This is a genomic window from Microbacterium lacus (assembly GCF_039531105.1).
GTDB lineage: Bacteria > Actinomycetota > Actinomycetes > Actinomycetales > Microbacteriaceae > Microbacterium > Microbacterium lacus.
Genome location: NZ_BAAAPK010000001.1, coordinates 125,278 through 148,511 on the forward strand (window position 1 = coordinate 125,278; position 23,234 = coordinate 148,511).

21 protein-coding genes are annotated in these 23,234 nt (G+C 67.2%); 12 read left to right on the top strand and 9 right to left on the bottom strand.

Annotated features, from left to right (window positions below):
- Positions 1-2: 2 nt before the first annotated feature.
- Genes ABD197_RS00595 through ABD197_RS00635 form a run of 9 tightly spaced genes read left to right on the top strand, consistent with a single transcriptional unit; the run spans position 3 to position 9,343 of the window.
- Positions 3-299 (top strand): hypothetical protein, encoded by a 297-nt coding sequence (locus ABD197_RS00595; RefSeq protein ID WP_344050541.1) that lies wholly within the window; start codon positions 3-5, stop codon positions 297-299.
- Positions 299-1,753 (top strand): LTA synthase family protein, encoded by a 1,455-nt coding sequence (locus ABD197_RS00600; protein ID WP_344050543.1) that lies wholly within the window; start codon positions 299-301, stop codon positions 1,751-1,753. Before ABD197_RS00595 ends, ABD197_RS00600 begins: the two co-directional genes overlap by 1 nt.
- Complete coding sequence (locus tag ABD197_RS00605; protein WP_344050545.1) at positions 1,750-3,243, top strand: SCO6880 family protein; 1,494 nt, start codon at positions 1,750-1,752, stop codon at positions 3,241-3,243. Before ABD197_RS00600 ends, ABD197_RS00605 begins: the two co-directional genes overlap by 4 nt.
- Entirely contained in the window at positions 3,240-4,832 is a 1,593-nt protein-coding gene (locus ABD197_RS00610; protein ID WP_344050547.1) for a hypothetical protein, read from the top strand. The genes ABD197_RS00605 and ABD197_RS00610 overlap by 4 nt, the downstream gene beginning before the upstream one ends.
- Complete coding sequence (locus ABD197_RS00615) at positions 4,829-6,157, top strand: ParA family protein (RefSeq protein WP_344050549.1); 1,329 nt, start codon at positions 4,829-4,831, stop codon at positions 6,155-6,157. Before ABD197_RS00610 ends, ABD197_RS00615 begins: the two co-directional genes overlap by 4 nt.
- Positions 6,158-6,169: 12 nt before the next feature.
- Complete coding sequence (locus ABD197_RS00620) at positions 6,170-7,993, top strand: type IV secretory system conjugative DNA transfer family protein (protein ID WP_344050551.1); 1,824 nt, start codon at positions 6,170-6,172, stop codon at positions 7,991-7,993.
- Positions 7,990-8,379: a hypothetical protein gene (locus ABD197_RS00625; RefSeq protein WP_344050553.1), complete on the top strand. Its 390-nt coding sequence runs from the start codon at positions 7,990-7,992 to the stop codon at positions 8,377-8,379. Before ABD197_RS00620 ends, ABD197_RS00625 begins: the two co-directional genes overlap by 4 nt.
- Entirely contained in the window at positions 8,376-8,894 is a 519-nt protein-coding gene (locus ABD197_RS00630; RefSeq protein WP_344050554.1) for a hypothetical protein, read from the top strand. The genes ABD197_RS00625 and ABD197_RS00630 overlap by 4 nt, the downstream gene beginning before the upstream one ends.
- Positions 8,891-9,343 (top strand): single-stranded DNA-binding protein, encoded by a 453-nt coding sequence (locus ABD197_RS00635; RefSeq protein ID WP_344050556.1) that lies wholly within the window; start codon positions 8,891-8,893, stop codon positions 9,341-9,343. Before ABD197_RS00630 ends, ABD197_RS00635 begins: the two co-directional genes overlap by 4 nt.
- A gap of 600 nt (positions 9,344-9,943) precedes the next feature.
- Here ABD197_RS00635 and ABD197_RS00640 read toward each other — a convergent pair.
- From ABD197_RS00640 to ABD197_RS00660, 5 genes are all read right to left on the bottom strand, one after another.
- Entirely contained in the window at positions 9,944-11,362 is a 1,419-nt protein-coding gene (locus ABD197_RS00640) for a rhamnulokinase (RefSeq protein ID WP_344050557.1), read from the bottom strand.
- Positions 11,359-13,392: a bifunctional aldolase/short-chain dehydrogenase gene (locus ABD197_RS00645; protein WP_344050559.1), complete on the bottom strand. Its 2,034-nt coding sequence runs from the start codon at positions 13,390-13,392 to the stop codon at positions 11,359-11,361. Before ABD197_RS00645 ends, ABD197_RS00640 begins: the two co-directional genes overlap by 4 nt.
- Positions 13,389-13,739, bottom strand: coding sequence for an L-rhamnose mutarotase (locus ABD197_RS00650; protein ID WP_344050561.1), 351 nt, complete (start codon positions 13,737-13,739; stop codon positions 13,389-13,391). The genes ABD197_RS00645 and ABD197_RS00650 overlap by 4 nt, the downstream gene beginning before the upstream one ends.
- Positions 13,739-14,905: an L-rhamnose isomerase gene (gene rhaI / locus ABD197_RS00655; RefSeq protein WP_344050563.1), complete on the bottom strand. Its 1,167-nt coding sequence runs from the start codon at positions 14,903-14,905 to the stop codon at positions 13,739-13,741. The genes ABD197_RS00650 and rhaI overlap by 1 nt, the downstream gene beginning before the upstream one ends.
- Positions 14,906-15,423: 518 nt before the next feature.
- A complete protein-coding gene (locus ABD197_RS00660) occupies positions 15,424-16,350 on the bottom strand; it encodes a helix-turn-helix domain-containing protein (protein ID WP_344050565.1) in 927 nt (308 codons plus the stop codon).
- A gap of 66 nt (positions 16,351-16,416) precedes the next feature.
- On the opposite strand from ABD197_RS00660, the gene ABD197_RS00665 reads away from it, so the two are divergent.
- From ABD197_RS00665 to ABD197_RS00675, 3 genes are all read left to right on the top strand, one after another.
- Positions 16,417-16,611, top strand: a complete 195-nt coding sequence (locus ABD197_RS00665; protein ID WP_344050567.1) for a ferredoxin — start codon at positions 16,417-16,419, stop codon at positions 16,609-16,611.
- 1 nt (position 16,612) lies between these two features.
- Complete coding sequence (locus tag ABD197_RS00670) at positions 16,613-17,776, top strand: NAD(P)/FAD-dependent oxidoreductase (protein WP_344050569.1); 1,164 nt, start codon at positions 16,613-16,615, stop codon at positions 17,774-17,776.
- 176 nt (positions 17,777-17,952) lie between these two features.
- The gene (locus tag ABD197_RS00675) at positions 17,953-18,993 is read left to right on the top strand and encodes a cytochrome P450 (RefSeq protein WP_344050571.1); all 1,041 of its coding nucleotides are present in this window, start codon (positions 17,953-17,955) and stop codon (positions 18,991-18,993) included.
- A gap of 274 nt (positions 18,994-19,267) precedes the next feature.
- Here the strand turns inward: ABD197_RS00675 and ABD197_RS00680 are convergent, their stop codons facing one another.
- The 4 genes from ABD197_RS00680 to ABD197_RS00695 form a co-directional block, all read right to left on the bottom strand.
- Entirely contained in the window at positions 19,268-20,236 is a 969-nt protein-coding gene (locus tag ABD197_RS00680) for a transketolase family protein (protein ID WP_344050573.1), read from the bottom strand.
- Positions 20,226-21,089, bottom strand: a complete 864-nt coding sequence (locus ABD197_RS00685) for a transketolase (RefSeq protein ID WP_344050575.1) — start codon at positions 21,087-21,089, stop codon at positions 20,226-20,228. Before ABD197_RS00685 ends, ABD197_RS00680 begins: the two co-directional genes overlap by 11 nt.
- Positions 21,086-21,844, bottom strand: coding sequence for an NHL repeat-containing protein (locus ABD197_RS00690; protein ID WP_344050577.1), 759 nt, complete (start codon positions 21,842-21,844; stop codon positions 21,086-21,088). Before ABD197_RS00690 ends, ABD197_RS00685 begins: the two co-directional genes overlap by 4 nt.
- A gap of 170 nt (positions 21,845-22,014) precedes the next feature.
- Positions 22,015-23,211, bottom strand: a complete 1,197-nt coding sequence (locus tag ABD197_RS00695) for a glycoside hydrolase family 99-like domain-containing protein (protein WP_344050579.1) — start codon at positions 23,209-23,211, stop codon at positions 22,015-22,017.
- Between the last annotated feature and the right edge of the window lie 23 nt (positions 23,212-23,234).

The following is a 23,234-nucleotide window of genomic DNA, read 5'->3' on the forward strand; positions in this document are numbered from 1 at the left end:
CCATGCCCACACGCCCATCCCCCACGGACGTCACCATCCCCGACATCCAACCGGACTTCAGCGCCCCATTCTTTGCCGGCTTCCAAACCGTCGCGTCCTACATCCTCGCCGGCGCACTGCTCGTCGTCCTGATCATGCTCATCATCGCCGGCGCCGCCCTCGCCTTCCGCGGATTAGCCTCCGACCGCATACGCACGTGGGCGGGTGAGAACATCCTCTGGATCTTCATCGCCGCCGCCGTCCTCGGTGCCGCATCCGGCCTCTTCGGCTGGTTCGTCAACTTCGACTTCGGCTTCTAATGCCCACGTTCCGCGCTCTCATCCTTGGCACCCTCATCGGCGCCGCCATCGCCATCAGCACAATCGCGCCGGCATCTGCAGCGGAGCCGGCCGGGGCCGTCAGAAACGAGTCGATTAACGCGGCAGCAGTAGAGGTCGCGGGCGCAACCTGGTCCGCACCCGCCTACCCCGTGGACTGCGAGGAAGTAGACCGGCAGATCTCCTGCACTCCGGTCGACGCGACGAGTGTCACGGCGCAGCGGTGCTTTACGGGAGTCGTCCTGAACGGAGGGCCATCGATCATCTGCACGACGTACGAGGGGCACATTAATGCGATCCAGGCAGCCGGGGGACGAGAGCTCCTCGTGAAGTACGGGTGCAGTCTCGGCGACGCGGTGTGCGTCACGTTCGAGAGCGCGGGGCGCGGATTGGCGATGTCAGCGACAGCGATGATGTTCGTCGTCGCGGCGAACATGCAGTTCGATACGTCGACGCTGTTGTGGACGGCGGCGGTGGGTGAGTGGTCGTTCTGGCAGTGGGCGATCCTGATCGTCACGTTTGGGGCGATGGTGTGGGCGGTTGCTGCGGCCGTCGTCTCCGGTGACCGTGACGAGTTGGTCGGCGCGCTGGTGCGGTCCTTCATCGCGATTCCTGCGGTGCCGATCAGCCTGTGGCTGACCGGGCACCTGCTGAACTCCGTCGATCAGATGACCTGGTACATCCTGCACCGAGACGGGGTCGGCGGGCTTTTCGCGACCCTGCAATCAGTGATGTGGGCAGGTGGGCAGGCGAACTACTTCTTCGCGTTCATCATCCACGGGATGTTGATGATCGGGATGCTGCTGCTGATGCTGGTGTTCGCATTCCGCAACATCGTCCTTGCCGCGCTGATCGCCGTCGGACCCGTGGCGTGGATGATGTTCCCCCTGCGCGGCATCGGCCCCCAGTGGGTGGTCCGATATGTGTCCGCGATCGTGGTGCTGCTGCTGACCGGGCCCTTGACGGTCGGGTTCGTGATGCTGATCGTCAACGGCCTCGCCGGGGTGAAGACAATCTGGGATCCGCAGTCCTGGCCGCTGCTGATCGGCCTCGTCCTGGTCGCGTTCGCGCCGTTCGCCTTGTTTGGGCTGTTCAGCTTCGTCGGCGCCGTTGCCGCCGACGGGGTCGGCTCCCACCTCGGCACCCGCGGAGGGCAAGTGGCCTCCCGCGCCGCCAGGTCCGCCGTGAGCATCCCGTCCCGCATCGGAGCCCTACCCTCCGGCGTCCGCCCCGGCGGCAGCTCCCCCACCGCCACTCGCCCGTCGTCCTCCACGGCGACGCGTGTTTCGGGGGCGCGCCGAGCCGCGAACTCCCCCGCACAGGCCCGGACCCCCATGCCTTCTCGCTCCGCAGGGAGTTCTCCCGCGTCGGTCGCTTCGCCGCCGCAACCTCCGTCGACCCCTGCCGGCGCGCCCACTGATCGGAAACCGTCATGACTTACACCCCCGACATCGCCCGCCCCGTCCGCCTGCCCCGCCGTTCCCGGCAAGGCGTCGTGATGGGTCTGGACCCGTGGCAGCTGGTCTTCCTCGCCCTCGCCGGCCTGATCGTCCTGGTCGCCGTGAACAGGTTCGGGCCCGTCGGACTGCTGTGGACGGCACCTCTCTACTTGGGGTTCGGGGTGACGGCGCTGACGAGCATCCACGGGGTATCCACGCCGAAAATGGCGGGCCTGTGGCTGATGAAGCAGGTCCGCCACCTGGGCGGCGCGACCCGGCAGGCGTACCGGCCGGAACGCACCCAGCTCGCCGCGACGCTGAACCTCCCCGGCACGCGCGCGTCGATCCAACTGTGGGAGGTCGATGAGGTCGCGGCGGTGTACAACCCGCACGACCGATCCGTGTCGGTGATCGCCGAACTCGAAGTGCAGGGATTCCTCATGCACGACGTCACCGAACGGTACGACCTCGCCGAGCAGTTCGACCGGGTCCTCGGGCCCCTCACCCAGCGGCCCGGGATCAAACGGGTCACTCTGCAGGAGCGGACCTTGCCGACCACGATCCGCGCCGCCCGAGAGCACTACGACACGGTCCGGATCCTGCGGGACCTGGACCCCGACTCCCCGGTCGCGAAAAACTACGACGAGGTCATGGACCGGTCCGAGCGGTTCGAGGTCGCGCACCGCAACTACATCACCTTCACCCTGGACCTCGTCACCCTCGGTGCGCAGCTGAAGTCCCTCGGCGGCGGGAGGGAGGCGATCCTCGCCCTGGCGGCGTTGGAGTCCGCGAACCTCGCCGACGCCCTGTCGGCGGCGAAGATCACCGTCCGCCGGTGGCTGACCGCCCGCGATGTCGCCGCGCTGGGGCGGTTGGCGTTCGACCCGGAGTTCGCTGCGACCGTGCAGAACCGACCAGACGAGCTGACCGGGGTGGACCCGGTCGGGATTGGGCCGATGTTCCTGGAGGAACCAAGAGGTCGCAACAGCATCGTGGTCACCGACTCCGGGGTGCACACGACCATGTGGGTCCACGAGTGGCCGCGCGCGGACGCCCCGGTCGGTTTCCTCTCCCCGATCGTGTTCGCCCGCCACCCCCACACCGGGGAGGCGATCACCCACATCTTCTCCATCGTCCTCACCCCCGTCCCCGTCGCCAAAGCCCTCAAGCGCATCCGGGAGGAGAAGAAGGTGTGGCGCGGCAACGAGAAGCTCCGCGCCAAGCGGAGTGCGGACGGGTCGGCGGCGGACGCGGCAGACTGGAAAGCGTTGGAACAGCAGGAGCAGGAAATCGCCAACGGTCACGGCGAATTCCGGTACGGCGGCTACCTGACCATCAGCGCCCCGGACGAGGAGCAGCTGAATCAGGCGATCGCCGGGATGCGCAACGCCCTGTCGCGGGCCGGGATGGAAGCGCAGACCCTGTACTGCCAGCAGGCCGAAGCGCTCATGGTGAACGCGCTGCCGATCGGGTTGGGGATGAAATGACCCGCCACACCGTCACCTTCACCCCCAGCACCGCCAGCCGCGCCGAAAAGCGCGCCGCCCGCCTCGAGGCAGCCCGCGCCCGCCTCGAGGACCGCCCGGTCCGCTCCACCCGCAAAGACCGCTCACTCCCCGAACCCGCGATCGGGGGTCCGTTCGGCCCGGGGCTGATCCAGGGCGGCTACTGGAACCTCGCCCGCACGCTGATCCCGGCTCATCAGGCGACCTCGCAGCACATCGCCGGGATCTACCCGTTCGTCGCCGACTCCGGGCTCGGGCACCGTGGCCCGGTGATCGGGGTGGACCTGAACGCGGACGCGCTCTGGCACTTCTCCCCCTGGGAGTCCTACATCGACTCCTCCACAAGAGGCACGTTCAGCACCAACATCCTCGTCCTCGGCGCGTACCGGTCCGGGAAGTCGGGGACGATCAAGGCACTCACCACCCGGTCGATCGCGTTCGGTCACCAGGTTGTGGTGCCGTCTGATCCGAAGGGGGAATGGGTCACCGTCGCCGAGGCGATCCCTGGGGGGAGAGTGATTCGCCTCGGCGGCGGCACCGGCACACGCCTGAACCCCCTCGACCGCGGCCCCCGACGTTCGGATAGCACCGATGAGCAGCACGAGCAGATGGTCAAGCAACGCCGCATCGGCACACTGATCGCCCTGGTGGAGATGACCCTCGGGGGCAGGCTCACCGCCGTCGAGCACGGTGCGATCCTGGACGCGCTGGACCGGTGCGTCGCCCGCACCGACGATCACCCCACCCTCCGTGGGGTGTACGAAGAACTCGGCCGGCTCGCCGCCGACCAGACCGCCGCGTTCCGGGCGGCGGAAGGGGCCATGCAACCCCGGTTCGTGCTGCGCCGGTTCGTCGAAGGAGACCTGTCGGGGCTGTTCGAAGACGAGTCAACCGTCGAGTTCGACCAGGACGCCCCGATCGTCGTCACCGACACTTCCGAGCTGTTCGCCCGCGGGGACCTCGCCGCTCAGCTCACGCAGGTGTGCTCAACCGCGTGGATCCAGGCGGTGATCAGCGACCGCGCCGCCCGCCGCACCCGCTACGTCGTCCGAGAAGAAGGCTGGCGGGACATGACCTCCCTGGCGTCGCTGCGAATGTTCCAGCAGTGGCTGAAACTATCCCGCCACTACGGGATCAGCAACATCGTCATCCTGCACAAGATGGGCGACCTCGACGCGGTCGGCGACGCGGACTCCCTCGAACGGTCCCTCGCCTACTCGATCGTCGGCGACATCGAGAACAAGTTCATCTTCCGCGTCAACCACCAAGAACAACCCGCCCTCCGCGACCGGCTCAGCCTTCCCCCCGCCCACGTGGACCTTGCCCGGCAACTCCGCAAAGGCGAGTTCCTCGCGTACGTCGGCCAGTTCTCCTACCTCGTCGACTGCTTCGCGACCACCACCGCGTGGGAGTACGACCTATTCAAAACCGACGACGCGGTCTCCCCCGCCGACCGCGACGACACCCCCATCCCCGCTCTGACGGACATGGACGCGTGCTGGCCGGAACCGGCCCAGCCGGATAACACCCTGGACGGGTGGCTCCGCTCGCTCGAGAAGGAAGAGTCATGACCACCCTCACCCACCCCCGCGCGTTCGCGACCGTCACCGGCCCCACCGCCACCTTCACCACCCCCGACGGGCGCACCGAACCCGTCACCGCACACAGCGGCGAAGACATCCGCACCGCAATCGTCCGCCTCGCCACAAGAGAGGCACGCCGCACCGGCGCCCCGGTGGAACTAGTCACCTCCGGCGACCGCGGCGAACACCACCTCCTCATCGGCATCACCGGACCCCTCGGCCCCCTACCCACCACACCCACCCACACACCCGAACTCACGAGCGGGGAAGCGCACGCGGCGCCGGCGGAAGGCGTGCCGGCGGAAGCTTCCGGGGCCGACCACGCGCTCAGGAGGGAGGTGAGGGAACGGGCTCCGCAGCCCGCACAGGACACCACTCCGAGCACGCCCGCTGCGGAGCTCCCCGCCCGCCCCACCTTCCTCACCCCCACCCCCGCATCGACCACGCCGACCGGGGGGTGGCGGGGAGTGCTGTGCCGGCTCGGGATCCGCACAGCGCCGTCGCGGGCGGAGCAGGAGCGCCGCGCGCGGGTGGAGGTGGTGTCCCGGCACTGGGCCGGATGCCGCACCATCGCGGTGGTGAACGGGAAAGGCGGGGTCGGGAAGACGATGACCACCGCGATGCTCGCCGCCGTGTTCGCCCGCCACGGCGGCGGCGGGGTGCTCGCGTGGGACAACAACGACACCCGCGGCACCCTCGGGTGGCGGACCCAGCAGGGCCGGTACGACACGACCCTCCGGGACCTCCTCCCCGCCGCGCCCGACCTGCTCTCCCCCACCGCCGGGGTGTCGGAGATCACCCGGTTTGTCCACCACCAGCCGGCCGACCGGTACGACGTGCTCCGCTCCAACCCCGAACTGCTGGCCACCGACCAGCGGATCGCAACGCCAGAGTTCGACCTGCTCATGAAGGTCGCCGCCCGCTACTACCGGCTGGTGATCTTCGACTCCGGCAACGACGAGTCCGCCGACCGGTGGCTGCGGATGATCGACTCATCCCACCAGCTCGTCCTCCCGACCCTCGCCGCCCCCGAATCCGCCGAATCCGCAGCCCTCCTGCTGGATGCGCTCCGCGCCCGCGACGCCCGCTCCGCCGCCCTCGCCGACCGTGCCGTCGTCATCGTCACCGAATCCGAACCCTCCACGATCGCCGCCCGCCGGATCGCCGAGAAGTTCGCCGGGCATGTCCGGCAGGTGGAGATCATCCCGTTCGACCCCGCGTTGAAATCCGGCCCGCTCCGGTTCGAGGCCCTGCACCGACGCACCCAGGACGCCTGGGTTCGCGCCGCCGCGGCCACCGCCGAAACCCTCTGACGGAGCAGCGCCATGAACCAGGGGATGCTCGGGAAGGCGGTTGCCGTCGGGATCGCGGCGGCGGTGGTGCTATCCCTACTGTTCGGGCTTCTCACCGACGCCGTCACGCTCCTGGTCTGTGGGACCCGACCGGACGCGGTGAACCTGTTCTCCGGGCTGTGGCTCGCCGCCACCGGCGACCCGGCCGCCTACACCGCACCCGACGGGTGCGGGTTCCAGGTGACGCTGATCCGGGTCGCGGATCTGGTCGCACTGCTGCTCGTTGCCGGTGCGGTGGTGTGGGTGGTGGTGGCGGTGCGGCGGTACCGGCAGTCGGACCGGTCCTTCATCGCTGACCTCCGCACCCGTCCCGGGTTTGCCGGGGTCGGGGAGATCCGGGAGCATCTCTCCGGCAAAGCCGTCCTCCGGCGTGCCCGGCAGCTGCGGCCGGACCTGACCCACCCTGCCCCGTCTGATGTCGGGTGGCGGGTCGGGCGGTCGCGAGGGACGGACGTGTACGTGTCGATCGAAGACTCGGTCGCCCTCGAAGGGCCACCCCGGTCCGGGAAGGGATACCGGGTGCTGATCTCCGCGATCGTGGACTGGTCCGGCCCCCTGATCACTACCTCCACCACTAACGATAATCTCACCGCCACCCTGCGGATGCGGCAGCGCCGCGGTGACGTGCACGTCTTCGACCCGCAACGCCTCTCCGGCATCCGCCACCCCCTCCGCGTCAACCCGATCACCGGATGCGACGACCCGCTGGTGGCAATGCAACGCGGCTCCGCGATCATCACCGGCACCGCCCTCGGTGCGTCGACCACAAACGGGGAATGGGCGCAAGCCTCCGGTGTCGTCCTCGGCCGGCTGCTGCACGCCGCCGCCGTCGGAGGCATGAGCATCGGAGAGGTGTACAACTGGGGCACCAGCCCCGGGCAAGCCCGTGACGCCGTCGACATCCTCCGCGGCGCCGGCGCTCCCGGGTGGGGAGACAACCTCGAAGCCGTCCTCGCCGGCGATGACAAACTCGTCTCCTCCATCTGGTTCGGCGTGCAAGGCGCCGTCGCCCCCCTCGCTGTCCCGCAGATCCGCGACGCCCTCCTGCCCGGCCCCGGAGACCTCGTCTTCGACCCGGAAGAGTTCCTGGACGCCGCGAACACCCTCTACCTGATCGGGTCATCTTCCGGGGCGGCGGCGATGGGCGGGTGGCTGAGCGCCCTACTTGATGACATCGTCGAGGTGGCCCGCACCCGCGCGCTCGCCACCCCCGGCTCCCGACTCACCCACCCGCTCGGGCTGATCCTGGACGAAATCGTCAACATGTTCCGGTGGGGGAACCTGCCCCGCATCATGGCCGACGGCGGCGGACGTGGGATCTGCACCTTTGTTGTCCTGCAAGCCCTCTCCCAAGCAGAGACCGCCTGGTCACGTGCGGAAGCGGACACGATCTGGGCGGCCGCGACCGCCAAAGTGCTTCTCGGCGGCGCGAGCCACGTCGACCATCTCCGCGACATCGAGACGCTACTCGGCACCCGCGACACCCACCGCACCCAACGCTCCTGGTCCGCCCACCAGGCAGGGCACAACACCAGCGAACAGCACGAACGCCGCCCGCTGATGTCGGTCGACGAGATCCGCCGCATGCCGCAAGATCTCGGGCTCCTCGCCTACCGGAACCGTCGCGGCGTGCTTCTGGACCTCGCTGGGTGGGACGAACGCGCCGATGCCCGTCACATCGCCACCGGCAAACGCGCGACCGAAGCGGAACAGCACACCGTCTTCACCGACACCCTCCACCCCCGCACCCGCACCGCCACGCGACCCGACTCCGTTCCGGGAGGTGAGGACGGGTGACCAATCGACGCCGGCCCGGGCTGGTGAACGTGTACCGGGGTGAGTTTCTGCACACGAAGGTGTGGTTCGCCCGCCGCGACCGGTGGTTCCGCGAAGAACACGCCACCGGCCGTTCCCTGGAATGCGCCGGGTGCGCCCGCCCCGCCGACAAACGCGAGCTCGAGCTGCACCATCTGGACTACTCCGGTGTCATCTTGCAGGACGGTACCTGGCGGGCTGTCGAGGTTCACGACGACCTGGTCCCCATGCACCCGTACTGTCACGAGCTCCTGCACCGGCTGATCGACCGCGACTTCGTCCTGTCGAAGAACCGCAACCGGAGAGCCGCCAGTCACCTCGCCCTGCAACGACTCCGGGGCAAACTCACCACCGGAGACGCCTCATGACCACGAGTGATGAAGCGGACGACGTCGAAGCGCAGATCGCGGGCGAGATGACCGCGTTCGCCCCCGCGGACAGGTACGGTACCTCCGCCCCGATCGGCGCCACCATCGTTGACTGGCGCACCCTCCGCGACGCCGACGCCCGGACCGCGTGGGACACACTCCGAGACTGGGTCGAATGGTTCACCGACCGTTACCGCATCCCCGAATCCACCGTGCCCCGCTGCTGGTACAAGCACGGGCAGCTCGTGGAAGAGCTCTCCGCCCTGCACACCGCGCACACCGCCGCGTTTGATTCCAGCGACGCCGGCTTTGGACCCATCGGCTGGCACGAACGCCTCTCGCTCGCCCTCCCCCGTCTGAATCGCGCCTACGCCGGCGGATGCAGCAACGGCCACCACGAACACATCTCCCGCCCGCAACAACCCGTTGACGAGCAGGACTGGGACGTGTGGACCACCCAGGCCCACGCCCACCGAGACACCCCGGTGTCTCACCATCGAAAGGAAGAACAATGACCACCAGAATCCCGGTCACCATCGAGGGCAACCTCACCGGCGACCCCGAACACGGCGCCTCCGAATCCGGCAACGAATACGCCCGGTTCACCGTCGCCGTCAACGACCGCCGCCTCAACGAGACCACCAACCGGTGGGAGGACGCCGGCACCGTCTTCCACCGCGTCGTGGTTTTCAATCAGCAGTCCCGGCACGTGGCCGACTCACTCAAGAAGGGCGACGCCGTCCTCGTCGCCGGCGACCTCCGATTCGGCACCTACATCGACAAGGAGACCGGGCAGAGCCGGGAGACCCGCGACATCGTCGCGGACAACGTCGGAGCTTCCCTGAAGTTCGTCAGCGTCGACCTTGCCCGCGCCCCAAAAGCTAACGGCCCCGCAGCGGACATATCCGCCACGGGGCCAGTAGCAACACCGGCCTGGAACGCCGGAGCAACAGTCGCCCGCTGACCTGACCAACAGGGCGGGGCGAGAGTCACTGTACTCCCGCCCCGCCTCTCTGTTCGTCTGGGGAGGCCTGTCAGACGCAGGTGTGGAATCCAGTTCACCGTTCAAGAGGTGCCTATGAAGTGCTGGGTATGGGCCAACGCGGTCTCACCATCCGCTTGAGCAAATCGTTCCACAACCCCGCCACGTGTGGCTCTCGCCTGATCGTCCGCAAGGCCCTCGCCTACATCCAGCGTCAAGACCAGTGGACATGGTCTCATCATTGAGTCAAGCAGTCGCGTTGGACGCATGGGGGTGAACGACACGATCGCGAGACGCTACTCCGACCGGAACGCGAGCCTTTCGCGTGAACCCCCGCGGCAGCGCTTCTTTTCCGGAAGTTGCCGACCGCGCTGTAAAAAGCTCGGCTACTGATTTGAGCCGCCCAACCACCGGGGCCGACGAGCATGAACAATGACGCGGTAATCCACTACACAAGACGGAGATTGTGGGGTGATCGGATCGATGCCCCTCGCAGATACGTGATCCGCGCATGGCTTCCATCGCGAGCGAATTCCGGCGACGACTGTCTCGGAAGCGCAACCTTGCCTTCCTGGACAGCGCCTAGTCGAGAGGCTCGAACCGGACGGGTGGGAAGGCCCGCGCGACGTGCGCGCGCATCGTCGCGAGCGAAGCACCCTCGCCCAGCCAGCCGTGCGCGCGGGCCTGCACGAGCACGTTCCCGAGCGCGGTCGCCTCGACCGGGCCCGCGAGCACGGGCAGGCCCGAGCGGTCCGCGGTGGCCTGGCAGAGCAGGCCGTTGAGGGATCCGCCGCCGACGAGATGGATGGTGCCGAGATCGCGACCGGACAGCCGGGCCGCCGTGCGCACCGCATCGGCGAAAGCCTGCGCGATGCTCTCCACGATCGTCCGGGCGAGTCCGGCGCGACCGAGGGGCACGACCGACCCCGACTCGGCGAGCACCGCTGCGACTCGCGCGGGCATGTCCCCGGGTGCGGACAAGCGCGGGTCGTTCGCGTCGAACAGCGGGATCTCGCCGGTGACGAGTGCCGCCTCGGCGAGCAGGTCCGGGAGCGCGATCGGCGCCCCGTCCTCCGCCTCCCACGTGCGCACGGTCTCGCTGAGGAGCCAGAGCCCGGTCACGTTGTGCAGGAACCTCACCCGGCCGTCGACGCCGGCCTCGTTCGTGAAGTTCGCCTCCCGCGCGGCATCCGACGGCACGGGCTCCTCGAGTTCGACCCCGACGAGTCCCCACGTGCCGCACGAGATGTACGCGGCGGTCGCCGGGTCCACCATCGGCACCGCGACGACGGCGGACGCGGTGTCGTGCGAGCCCACGGCGACCACCGGCAGCGCCGCACCGACGCGCTCGCGCGCCGCGCCATGGAGTGGCCCGATCCGGGTGCCGGGGTCGACGAGCGGCGGCAGAGCGGATGCCGGGATCCCGAGGCGCTCGGCGAGCTCTTCGTCCCACACCCCGGAGTCCACGCGCAGCAGCCCGGTGGTGGACGCATTCGTGCGCTCGGCGACGACCGCGCCGGTGAGCAGGAAGGCGACGAGATCCGGGATGAGGAGCGCGGCATCCGCATCGACGAGACGCGTGTCGGTGACGTACTGGTACAGCGTGTTGAAGGGCAGGAACTGCAGGCCGTTGCGCGCGTAGAGCTCGGCGAACGGCACCGAGTTGTGCACCCGCTCGACACCGCGCAGACCGCGCTCGTCTCGATAGTGGAACGGCTCGCCCCACAGCTCGCCTGCGCTGACGAGCCCGTAGTCGACCGCCCACGAGTCGATGCCGACGCTCGCGATGCCCGGCTCCCGACGCACCGCCTCGCGAAGCCCTTCGACCACATGGCGATACAGAGCGGTGAAGTCCCAGTGCAGGCCGACCGGCCCCTCGACGGGTCCGTTCGGGAAGCGCGCGACGGTCTCCAGCTCGAGCGTGCCGTTCCCGACGCGCCCGATCATGACCCGGCCGCTCGTCGCGCCCAGGTCGACGGCGGCGACAGCGCCGCCGGTCATCGCAGGAATGCTGCGGCGACGCCGGAGTCCACGGGGATGTGCAGGCCGGTGGTGCGGGTGAGTTCGGGGCCGGTCAGCACGTAGACCGCGTCGGCGACGTTCTCGGGCACGACTTCGCGCTTAAGGATCGTGCGCTGAGCGTAGAACTTTCCGAGGTCCTGCTCGTCGACGCCGTAGGTCGCCGCGCGGTTCGCGCCCCAGCCCGACGCGAAGATCCCGGAGCCGCGCACGACGCCGTCGGGGTTGATTCCGTTCACCCGGACGCCGTGCTCGCCGAGCTCGACCGCGAGGAGGCGGACCTGGTGCGCCTGGTCGGCCTTCGTAGCCGAGTACGCGATGTTGTTCGGGCCGGCGAAGACCGAGTTCTTGGACGAGATGTAGATGACGTCGCCGCCCATGCCCTGCTCGATGAGCGCCTTCGCGGCGGCCTTCGAGACGAGGAACGAGCCCTTCGCCATCACGTCGTGCTGCAGGTCCCAGTCCTTCTCGGTCGTCTCCAGCAGCGGCTTGGAGAGCGACAGCCCGGCGTTGTTCACGACGAGGTCGATGCCGCCGAAGGCCAGGACCGTCGCGTCGATCGCGGCCTGCACACCCTCGGCATCCGCCACGTTCGCTGCGACTCCGATCGCGACATCCGTTCCGCCGAGCTCGGCCGCGGCGGCCTGCGCCTTCTCGAGATCGAGGTCGGCCACGACGACGCACGCGCCCTCGGCCGCGAGGCGCGTCGCGATCGCCTTGCCGATTCCGGATGCCGCTCCCGTGACGAACGCGATGCGCCCCTGGTGCGTCTTCGGCTTCGGCATCCGCTGCAGCTTCGCCTCTTCGAGCGCCCAGTACTCGATGCGGAACTTCTCCGCGTCCGAGATCGGCGTGTAGGTCGACAGTGCCTCGGCGCCGCGCATCACGTTGATCGCGTTGAGATAGAACTCGCCCGCCACGCGCGCGGTCTGCTTGTTCGCTCCGAAGCTGAACATGCCGACGCCCGGCACGAGGACGATGAGCGGGTCGGCACCGCGGATCGCCGGGGACTCGGCGGTTGCGTGCGCGTCGTAGTACGCCTGATAGTCGGCGCGGTAGGCCTCGTGCAGCTCCTTCAGGCGCGCGATCTGCTCCTCGACGGAGGCACCCGAGGGCAGGTCGAGCAGCATCGGCTTGACTTTGGTCCGCAGGAAGTGGTCGGGGCATGACGTGCCCAGTTCGGCCAGGCGAGGGGCGTTCGCCGACGCGAGGAACTCCAGCACGCGCGGGTCGTCGGTGAAGTGGCCGACCATCGGCTTGTCGGTCGAGGCCAGTCCGCGGATCGTCGGGGCGAGGGCCGCGGCGCGTGCTCGGCGTTCGGCATCCGGCAACGCCTCGAAGCCCGGCAGAACTCCACCGAAAGGCTCGGCCTTTCCGTGCTTCTCGATGTATTCCGCGGCGGTGTCGATGATCCACGCGGAGTTCCGCTCGGCCTCGTCGGACGTGTCGCCCCATGCGGTGATGCCGTGGCCGCCCAGGATGCAGCCGATCGCGGCCGGGTGGGCGGCCTTGATCGCCGCGATGTCCAGCCCGAGCTGGAAGCCCGGGCGACGCCACGGCACCCACACCACCTTGTCGCCGAAGACCTTCGCGGTCAGCTCCTCGCCGTCGGCGGCCGTCGCGATCGCGATGCCGGAGTCGGGATGCAGGTGATCCACGTGCGCGGCATCCACGAGGCCGTGCATCGCCGTGTCGATCGACGGGGCAGCACCCCCCTTGCCGTGCAGACAGTAGTCGAAGGCCGGGACCATCTCGTCCTCGCGCTCCACCCCCGGGTACACGTTCACCAGTGCGCGCAGGCGGTCCAGGCGCAGCACCGCGAGCCCCGCCTCGGTGAGTGTGCCGAGGTCGCCGCCGGAGCCCTTGACCCAGAGCAGCTCGACCGGTTCACCGGTGACCGGGTCGATCTCGGTGCCCTTGGCGGACGTGTTGCCGCCGGCGTAGTTCGTGTTCTTCGGGTCCGCTCCCAGGCGGTTCGACCGGGCAATTAGATCGGCTGCTGTGGTGTTCACTCTTGTCCCTGCGTTTGTGCGAGCTGCTGCTCAAGATGGAAGATGCTTGGAAGTGGACGCGACGCCTCGTCGGCTCGTGTCCGGACGTCACGAAAGAAACGCAAAGACCGGCGCTCCCACTCGGTGGCGATCGGATCCCTGCGCAGCGAAGCTGTGGAAGCGACGTCGTCATCGGTCTCGTAGTAACCGATCACCGAGCTCGATCGACGATCGAGGAACAACGAGTAATTTCGTCGGCCGCTTCGTTGGATGGCCCTGAGCATGTCCGGCCAGACAGCGCGGTGCGCCTCCACGTACTCGTCGACGAGAGCAGGCTCGAGATCCAGGTGAAAGCAGACCCGTTGCATCAGGCCCCCCAGCCGGCCTGCGCGCCGCCGACGCGCTCGGTCTCGATCTTCTGCTGATATCCGGATGCCGCATACGCGGCCATCGGGTCGGCGGGCAGTCCGCGACCCTCGCGCCACTCGGCGAGAGCCAGTCGCACGTCGGTGTAGAACGCGTCCATGAACACCGCCTGCGCGCCGAGCACGTCGTTCGCGGACTGGGCCGCGGCCAATGCCGGCTGGTCGATCAGCAGAGCCCGCGCCGTCATCTCCTGGACGTTCAGCACCGAGCGGATCTGGCCCGGGATCTTCGCCTCGATGTTGTGGCACTGGTCGAGCATGAACGCGACGTCGGGGTTGTTGAGCCCGCCGCCGCGGATGACCTCGACGATGATGCGGAAGAGCTGGAACGGATCGGCGGCGCCGACGATGAGGTCGTCGTCGGCGTAGAAGCGTGAGTTGAAGTCGAACGACCCGAGCTTTCCGAGACGGAGGAGCTGCATGACGATGAACTCGATGTTCGTCCCCGGCGCGTGGTGCCCGGTGTCCAGGCACACCATCGCCCGGTCGCCGAGCGTCGCCACCTGCGCGTAGGAGGTTCCCCAGTCGGGAACGTCCGTGTGGTAGAACGACGGCTCGAAGAACTTGTACTCCAGCACGAGTCGCTGCTCGCCCGTCAGGCGCTCGTAGATCGTCCGCAGCGAGTCGTTCAGCCGGTCCTGACGCGCGCGCATGTCCGTCTGGCCCGGGTAGTTCGAGCCCTCGGCGAGCCAGATCTTCAGGTCGCGCGAGCCCGTGGCGTCCATGACGTCGATGCATTCGAGGTGGTGGTCGATCGCCTTGCGGCGGATGCGGTCATCCTCATGAGTCAGGGCGCCGAACTTGTAGTCCTCATCCTGGAACGTGTTGGAGTTGATCGTGCCGAGCTTCACCCCGAGCTCTTCCGCGTGCCGGCGGAGTGCACCGAAGTCCGCCACCTTGTCCCACGGGATGTGGAGGGCGACGCTCGGGGCGAGTCCGGTCAGCCGGTTCACCTCGGCGGCGTCGGCGATCTTCTCGAACGGATCGCGAGGTGTGCCGGCGGTCGTCCACACGCGGAAGCGGGTTCCGGAGTTGCCGAACGCCCACGACGGGAGCTCGATGCCTTGCGCGGCGAGTGTCGCCTCGATGTCGTGCGTGAGGGTGGCCACGGTCGTACTCCTCGCAAAAATGAACCGGTTCACTCACCATACTCGATACGGTAAAGGGGTCCAAGTGCTGACCGCGAGCATCCGGTTACGCGCCCGCTTGGTTAGGGTCTTCGCGGATGCCGTCCATAGGCCGAACGAGGCGATCGAGAGTCTGGACTACGTGCGCAACGACGCGGCCCGCCAGCTCCGGGTCAGTCGCAACTCCACAGTCCGACTGGTCGTGCTCGGTGTCCGCAACCCTCTCTTCACCGACCTCGGGTGCGGCGCCAGTGGCCAACTCGGTTCATCCGTTCTCGAATCGTTCCCGCGTCCGGCACCAACTCGGTCGGCACAGCACTCGTTCCATCGGCGACTTCAGCTTGGCCGCGATCAAGCAGCCTTAGGCAGCGCTCGCTCGAGGATCAGTCCCGCAAAGACCGGAAGCAGCCTCTAACACCCCCCTCGCGCCCGCGTCGCCACCGGAGGGGATGAGTGGCTTCCGGCGATCGTCAGGCACATGTTGGCTCGGGCTTGCCCGATCAATGGCCCGAGGCGTCGGGACGCGTATACAAGGTGCCCGCGTAGCGGCTCGGGGGGGTGCCGTACGCAGCAGAGAAGACTCGGGAGAAGTAGAGCGGATCGGAGAACCCCACGTACTTCGCAACTTCGTTAACGCGCATCCCGGTGGTGCGAAGAAGACGGGCGGCCTCGTGCAATCGGCGATTGCGAAGCCACACCACTATGGATTCACCCGCCCACTGCCGGAAGTGGCGTTGCGCCGTCGCGACGCTGACGCCACCTGCACGAGCCACATCCTGGACGCGGAGCGGCTGGTCCATGTTCCGTGAGACAAAGTCCACCATGCGGGCAATGCCGCGCGGCACTTCTGTGTCATCCTTCGAGTCGTCCCAGGCCGCCAACCCGTCCAGCATCAGTACCCCAAGCGCCCGGGTGACATCATCACCGATCGGCGCCCCGAGAAAGCGCTCCACGCAGAAGCTGCCGATCGAGATCAGTCGTCTACCCGTCTCACTTCGGTTGGTGACCCCAACGAGCAGGGGTGGCTCCCCGTCGATGCCGCGCCTCGAGGGGGAACCGAAAAGCTCGTGGCCCTCAACCGCGACCTCCGTCGTAACGGCCGCAGTGCTGGAGTGCCAAGGCACGATATGGACTGCTCCGGTCCGAAAGGGGGCGGACGCGTCCGCTCGATACTCGATGGCGCTGCGCCAGGGAACGCGCATTGCCATGCCTGCAGTCATCTTGTGCCGCGTCGTCCGCGTCCGAAGTTCGCCCGAGCCCTCGAGTATCCAGATTAACGACACAGCATCCACTCGGGGCACGGGGATCCGCTGTCCGGGGCGGAACTGATACCAGTTCGCCGCGACGACGGCGGGGCTACCGGCGGCAGCGTCCGGGTCGCCCGTGAGATCGTTCGGGTTGATCGAAATATCCATGTTCTCGCCCATTCACGCCATTCTCGCCGATGCACGCTTATAGGAAGGATGGCGTGAATAAAGAAGAGGGAGAATCTCATGACTAGTGTTTCGGTCCGGCGAGAGACGTGTGTTGGAGCGGGTCAATGCGCTCTCGTCGCGGGCGATGTGTTCAACCAGGACGACAACGGAATCGTGGTTCTACTGCAGGAGCGGCCCGACGGCAAGTTGGACGCGGACGTGAAGCGGGCAGCGGCTCTGTGTCCCGCGCGTGCGATCGATGTCGACTCGTGACGTGAGCTGGCCCGAATCCGTTGTCGTGGTCGGCGCGGGCATCGCCGGCTACAGTACGGCGGAGAGTTTACGGAGCCTTGGATACAACGGACCGCTCACATTGGTCAGCGGGGAGGCTCACCTTCCCTATAATCGACCGCCGCTTTCCAAGGGCCTGCTCGCAGGTGCGGGCGAGAGCGTATTTCTCACCGACCGAATCCGGCTAGCTCAGTCCGAGATATCGTTCCTTTCGAACCGGACGGCGACGGCCCTCAACGCCGACGATCATCTCATCCGTCTCGACGAAGAGTGGACCTCCTATGGAACGCTCGTGATCGCCACCGGGGTCAGGGCGCGGGAGCTGGGTGATGTACCCGGCGCAAGCCGGGTGAGGACGCTGCGCACCCTGGACGATGCGATCGGTATCTTTCAAGCTCTCCGCTCCAAGTCGCGGGTGGCCGTCGTGGGCGGCGGCGTACTCGGTTGCGAGCTGGCAGCCACCGTGCGCAACCAGGGTCACTACACAACGCTGATCACTCGGAACGCCGAGGTTGGCATTCGCGCTTTGGGATCTCCGGTCAATGCAAAGATCCGGCGTCTTCTCGAGCAGAACGGCATTCTCGTACGGACGAACGTAAACGTGCACCGGGTGCACAGCACTTATGTCGAGGTGAGCGACGGTGGGGTCGTTGACGCTGATCTCGTCATCGCCGCGATTGGCGCCCGCCCAGAGACGTCGTGGCTGGTCGGCTCCGGACTGGATCTGCGCGATGGGATAGCCTGCGACGAGCGCGGGCGGGCCGCCGCCGACATCTACGCCGTCGGTGACGTCGCGCGCTGGCACGACCCCGAGACGGGGAACTCTTGGCGGTCCGAGATTCAATCGTCCGCCGTTAGCCAGGCCGCCGCCGCTGCCGCGGCGATCCTTGGTCAGCCCGCCCCTTCCTCTCCCAGTCCATTGATGTGGACGGAATTGTTCGGCACTAGGGTGACGGCGGTCGGTGCCACGCACGATGCCGACGCGATGATCCGCGTTGCGGGTGACCTGGACGGCGACCGATTCGTCGCGGAGTACTTCCGATCGAGCCGCAGTGTCGGCCTCATCGGCTGGAACATGCCTCGCGAGTTCCGCGAGGCCAGAGCACGGATGGCCGTCGAGGCCGCAAGGAAGCGGGTCCCATCGTGAACATTGACAATCCAACTGCATCTTGCGCCGCCGTGCCGGGACGATGCCCCATCCTCCATGGACAGACATTGCCAACGGACGGCACCCAGTTGAGCCCATCCCCCACGCTTTTGGCGTGGCGCGAGGAGTCCGCGGCGACTCGGCTGGAGTACGCGGACGGACACGTTGGGTGGATAGTGACCCGACACGAACTGGCGACGGAGATCCTCCGGGATCCAAGATTCACGCGGGAGTTCACCAGGCTCCCCATGTCGGGGGAACCACACGCCAACATTGACGCTGACGCGACCGAGTCCATCCGGGTCGGAGGACCGCTCGACAACGACGGCAGCGTCCATGCCCGGCTCCGACGCGCCATCACGGGAAGGTTGAGCGTGAAGGCTGCCCGTTCCTACCGCCCCCGGATCGAGGAGATTGTGCAGGAGCAACTCGCTTCGCTTCAGCAGGCAGAAGCTCGCCCCATCGACCTGACGGCTGCATACTCGGAGCCTATCTCCGCGCGTGTCCACTGCCTCGTTATGGGTGTCCCGGCGGACCGTGAGGACGAGTACTTCGATGTCTTCGTGGGCGCATCGACACTCCAGGACAAGTTCGACTTCGCGCGCGCCCGCTTGGCGGAGAAAAGGGGGGCTCCATCAGTGGACGTTCTGAGCGACCTGGCCTCATCCGACCTCAGTCGCCACGAGAAAGAGGGACTCGCGCTCGTCATGCTGAGCGCCGGCCGAGACTCCGTGGCGCACCTCATCTCGACCTCGACGGTCGCACTTCTGCGGGAAGACCGCAGCCAATGGGAGTGGCTCCGCACCAACCCTGAGGGGATGGTGCGGGCGGTCGAAGAGTTTGTTCGCGTCGGTTCACTCTTCCTTACTCTCTTCAGCCGCACGGCGAAGGAGGACGTGGTCTATGACTCGCTCACAGTGCGAGCGGGCGAGTCGGTCTCCGTCGCCTTGCCCGCGGCGAACCGCGATCCGCGGAGGTTCGACCGTCCGGACACGTTCGACGTTCAACGCGACGCCTACGGGCATCTGGGCTTCGGATACGGCATCCACGGCTGCGCAGGGCAGCAGGTCGCCCGCGTCGCAATCACGGAGGCGATCAGCGCTCTTCTGCGTGGTCTGCCGACGCTAGAGCTGGTCGACGCGGATCAGCTACGACCGATGCCGTTCGCGCATCCTGTGGCCACGTACAAGACCGGCGCAGTGAGGGTGGAGTGGTGACCGTAGACGAGTTCGAATGATGGACGCGGGACCTCGACAAATAATCGCACTCTGGCTTGGCTCTGCTGCCCGACTGCTGCCGACGTCGGCAGCAGTCTCCACGCCGGCACGGTCGACGAGATCATGGCGTATCCGTACCGTAATATCCGGAGCTTCGGCACGAGGAGCCCACGTTGGGACTCGAAGGCAACTCGACCGGCGCCCGCCCCGACGCCGGTCGCACGTTGAACGGGTGTTGCGCCCCCAGACAGTGACCCGCACGAGCGAGGATGCGTCACGGACGGACGCGTCTCACAAAGGTTGCGATCTGCGCCGCGAGCTGGGATCCCGTGAGGCCGAAGTGTTCCAGCAACTGCCTGGGCGCACCGCTCTCCCCGTATCTGTCATCCACGCCGAGCCTCAGGACGGGCACCGCTGCGTGCGAGCTCACGAGTTCGGTGACGGCACTGCCGAAACCTCCGGCGATCTGCGCCTCCTCGGCGGTCACTGCGAGCCCAGTTCTGCCCACGCTAGAGAGAATCGTCTCCGTGTCGAGAGGCTTGATGGTGGGGACGTGGACGACTTCGGCTGCAATCCCGGCGGTGTGGAGAACCTCGGCGCATCGCAGCAGCTCATAAGTCATGGTGCCTGTTCCGAGGAGGGTCACATCCGCACCTCTTTTAAGGATGTGCGCGACACCGATGCGGAACGGTTCGTCGGCGGTGGTGAAGACGGGAGTCGCGTCCCGTGCGAGGCGGAGATACGCCGGCTTTTCCGCAGCCGCCAGGGCGATCGTGGCCTGCTCCGCTTCGTGGCTATCGGCGGGCGCGATGACGATCATGTTGGGGAGCACCCGCATTAGCGCGATGTCCTCGAGCATCTGGTGGGTGGCCCCGTCGGGGCCGACGTTGAGCCCGGCGTGAGACCCCACCACGATCACGGGGCGATCGTTAAGGGCGGCCGTTGTCTTGATCTGCTCCCAGTTGCGTCCGGGACTGAATGCCGCGTAGCTGCTCGTAAAGGGAATCCGTCCGGCGTGCGCCATCCCGCTCGCAACGGTGACGAGGTTCTGCTCCGCGATCCCCACCTCGATGAAGCGATCGGGGAACTCCTCACGGAAGAGATGCATCTGTGTGCTCTCCGTGAGGTCTGCGCACAGCGCCACGACACGCGAGTCACGACGACCGGCCTCGACGAGCCCGCGACCGAATCCGACGCGGATGGGCTCCATTTCGTACGACGTGCCCTTTTCCTTAGCGTGCATCGCCGCCCTCTCGCATCAGCCCGGCGATCGATCGATCCGCCTGCTCCCGTGTCGGCGGTTTGCCGTGCCACAGATGGTCGTACTCCATCTCGGGTACGCCCTTACCGGGAACCGTATGAGCGATGATCACGCTCGGCCGGTCCGACACCGCTCTGGCCGTGTCTAACGCGTTGACGAGGTCGCGGACGCTGTGCCCGTTCACCTCCCAAACGTCCCAACCGAAGGACTCCCATTTGCCGCGCAGATCGGCTAGCGGCATCACGTCCTCGGTGGCACCATCGATCTGGATGTAGTTGCGGTCCACTATCGCGATCAGTCTGCCGAGCTGGTACTTGCTCGCGAACATTGCTGCTTCCCAGATGTTGCCCTCGTTTAGTTCCCCGTCACCCATGCACACGTAGACGAAACGATGACGGGTGCGATCCAGCCGCTGAACCGTGTATGCGTATCCGGCCGCCTGGGACAGCCCGCTTCCTAGAGGACCGCTCGTGCTCTCAAGGCCGGGCAGAGCGGTCCGTTCGGGATGTCCCTGAAGGCGCGAGCCGAGTCGCCGAAGAGTCGACAGCTCCGCAGTCGGAAAGTATCCGGCGATCGCGAGCGACGCGTACAGGACGGGGGCTGTGTGACCGTTGCTGAGGAAGAAGACGTCTCGGTCTGGCCATTCCGGATCGGTCGAGTCGTGGCGCAATTCGTGGAAGTACAGGACGGCCATGATCTCGGCCATCCCGAGCGGTCCCGCGGTGTGCCCCGTCCCCGCGGTTGCCAGCATGTCTAGCACCGCGATCCGGATGTCCTTGCTGCGCTCTATCAGCATCTCGACGTCGGCGACGGGCGGCCGGTTTCGGTGAGTCATCGAATCCTTCCTCTGTCACGCGAGTTGCGATCGGCCTCGAGCCGGACCTGTCGACCCCCCAGTACCCATTCGGTGAGATAGATCTCGCCTCGCGCGCCGATAACGACACCGTGAGGGCTGTTAAGCACGCCGTCGACCAGTGGCGGCCGCACGTCGACAGACTCCCGCACCGCGTTGGGCCAACCTTCGGAGCGGTCGCGCCTCCCGTCTCCAAGAATCCGTCGCACCTGGTCATCCATCCCGACCGCGAGGATCGCACCAAAGAGGTCCGTGACGATGAGCTCGTCTCCTCGTACGGCGATGGAGCTCGGGCTCGTCATCGCGTCGTCTGCGACTGCTCGGATGAACTCTCCGTCCAGATCGAGGAAGACCAGCCGACGGTTCGACCTGTCGGCGACGACGACCACATCGTCCTCGCCTCGGGTGTCGATCGCCACGCCGTGGGGGCAGGAGAACTGCTGACCTGAGTGGGAGCCGTCGAAACCGATCCAGCGTCTGTCGTCGTCGAAGCGGTACACGATGCTCTCCCCGTACCCGTCGGCGACCCATACGTCGCCCGCGTGGTTTCCGCGGCGCACCGTCGCGGTGGCCGTGGGCCTCCACCGCTCGGACGGCCTCGGGAGGCGCTCTGATGCGCCCGAACCCAGATCCAGCCACACCACCTCGCCGTGGGCTTCTGAGTCTCCCGGGTCGGCGAGCCAGACCCCCTCGTTTCCACCCCGCGTGGCCACCTCAATGCCGTGGCTCAGGTACACCGGTGCAGACCTCGTCGTCCAGGCGCCGCTCTCGGCATCCAGCAGGACCAGTCCGTTCCGGCCCGGCGGCGCGAACACCACGCGGCCATCCCGCAAGACGCCCACGCCAGAGTGGGACCACTCTCCCTCATCGCCGAGACCCGGCCAGAGAGTCGTCCATTTGACGGACGTCACGCGCGCTCTCCCGCGTCGCGGGGCTCATGCGAATGCGATTCAATCGGGCCGAACACCCCGAGGACCGACCGGATGACCGCATCACCGTGCTGCGTGTCGGGCAACAGGTACGACCCTTCGGTCCACTCGTTCCACGCGTTGATGGTCACGACGGGGAATTCCGGCTGGTGACGGGATAGGAAGTCCCGCGCCGCCTCCAGGCCCTTCCTGAACTCGTCGGGATCGATCTCCCAGATGGGGAACCAGGGGTAGCGCCCGCGCTCAAACGATCGCGCCTGATCGGTGCGTGCGGATGAATCCCATCCAACGGTGACGTTGGGGTAGAACGGGATCTTGAACTGCGCGTACTTCTCGTACTCAGCGAACACGGCTTGGCGTAGTGCGGGAACGCTCGCCCTGGGGAAGTCGAACGACGCGATATCAACGTGGTGCACCCAGACATAGGACGTCGCCGACTCGAATCCCAGTCGATCGATGAGCTCTCCCGGATCCGGCACGGCGATGCCCGTTGGCAGCACGGCGAAGCCCCATACGACGATGTCTAAGTGAAGCCCGGGGTGGCCGGCGAGGACCGTCTGCTCCCGGAACCACCGCAAAGCATCGGCCGTCTGTTTCACTCCTCCAAGGCCCTTGATTAGGCCGCCGACCTCGTAAACCGAGAACCAGGGCTTGCCGTCGACCTTCAGATAGTTGTCACGCGAGAAGTAGTGCTCGATGACGTGCTTCGCCATCCGCTCGAAAGCGGGGCGATCGATGGAGCCCGCTTTGAGCTGTCGAACGGCTTCGGGTCGAGGCTCGCTGAGGGGAAAGATGTCGACGAGCTCGTGGTTGGCCCACATGAGCGCGAAGGTCATGTCCTGCGTGTTCGCGGCCCCGAGCAGACCGTCGTCGAGGGCGCGATTCAGATAGCCGCCGTCGTCGTACCAGTAGTAGTCGACGAGGAATCCGTCGATGCCGTTGCGGCGCGCGAGATCGATCTGCTTCGCCGCGACCTCCGGGTCCGCTTCATCAACGTAGCCGTCCCGGGGCACTCGGGGGAGGCTGTGCCCATCAAATCGCGGTCCAGCCGCCTTCACCAACTCCCACTCGGTCCAGCCTGGGCCGAACCACTGTTCGTTCCTGGGGTCAACGTGCCAGTCCGGGAAGTAGTAGGCGAGGACCTTTGGGCGCGGAGCAGGGTTCGAGTCGTGCATGGATGATTCAACCTTTCGTTCGT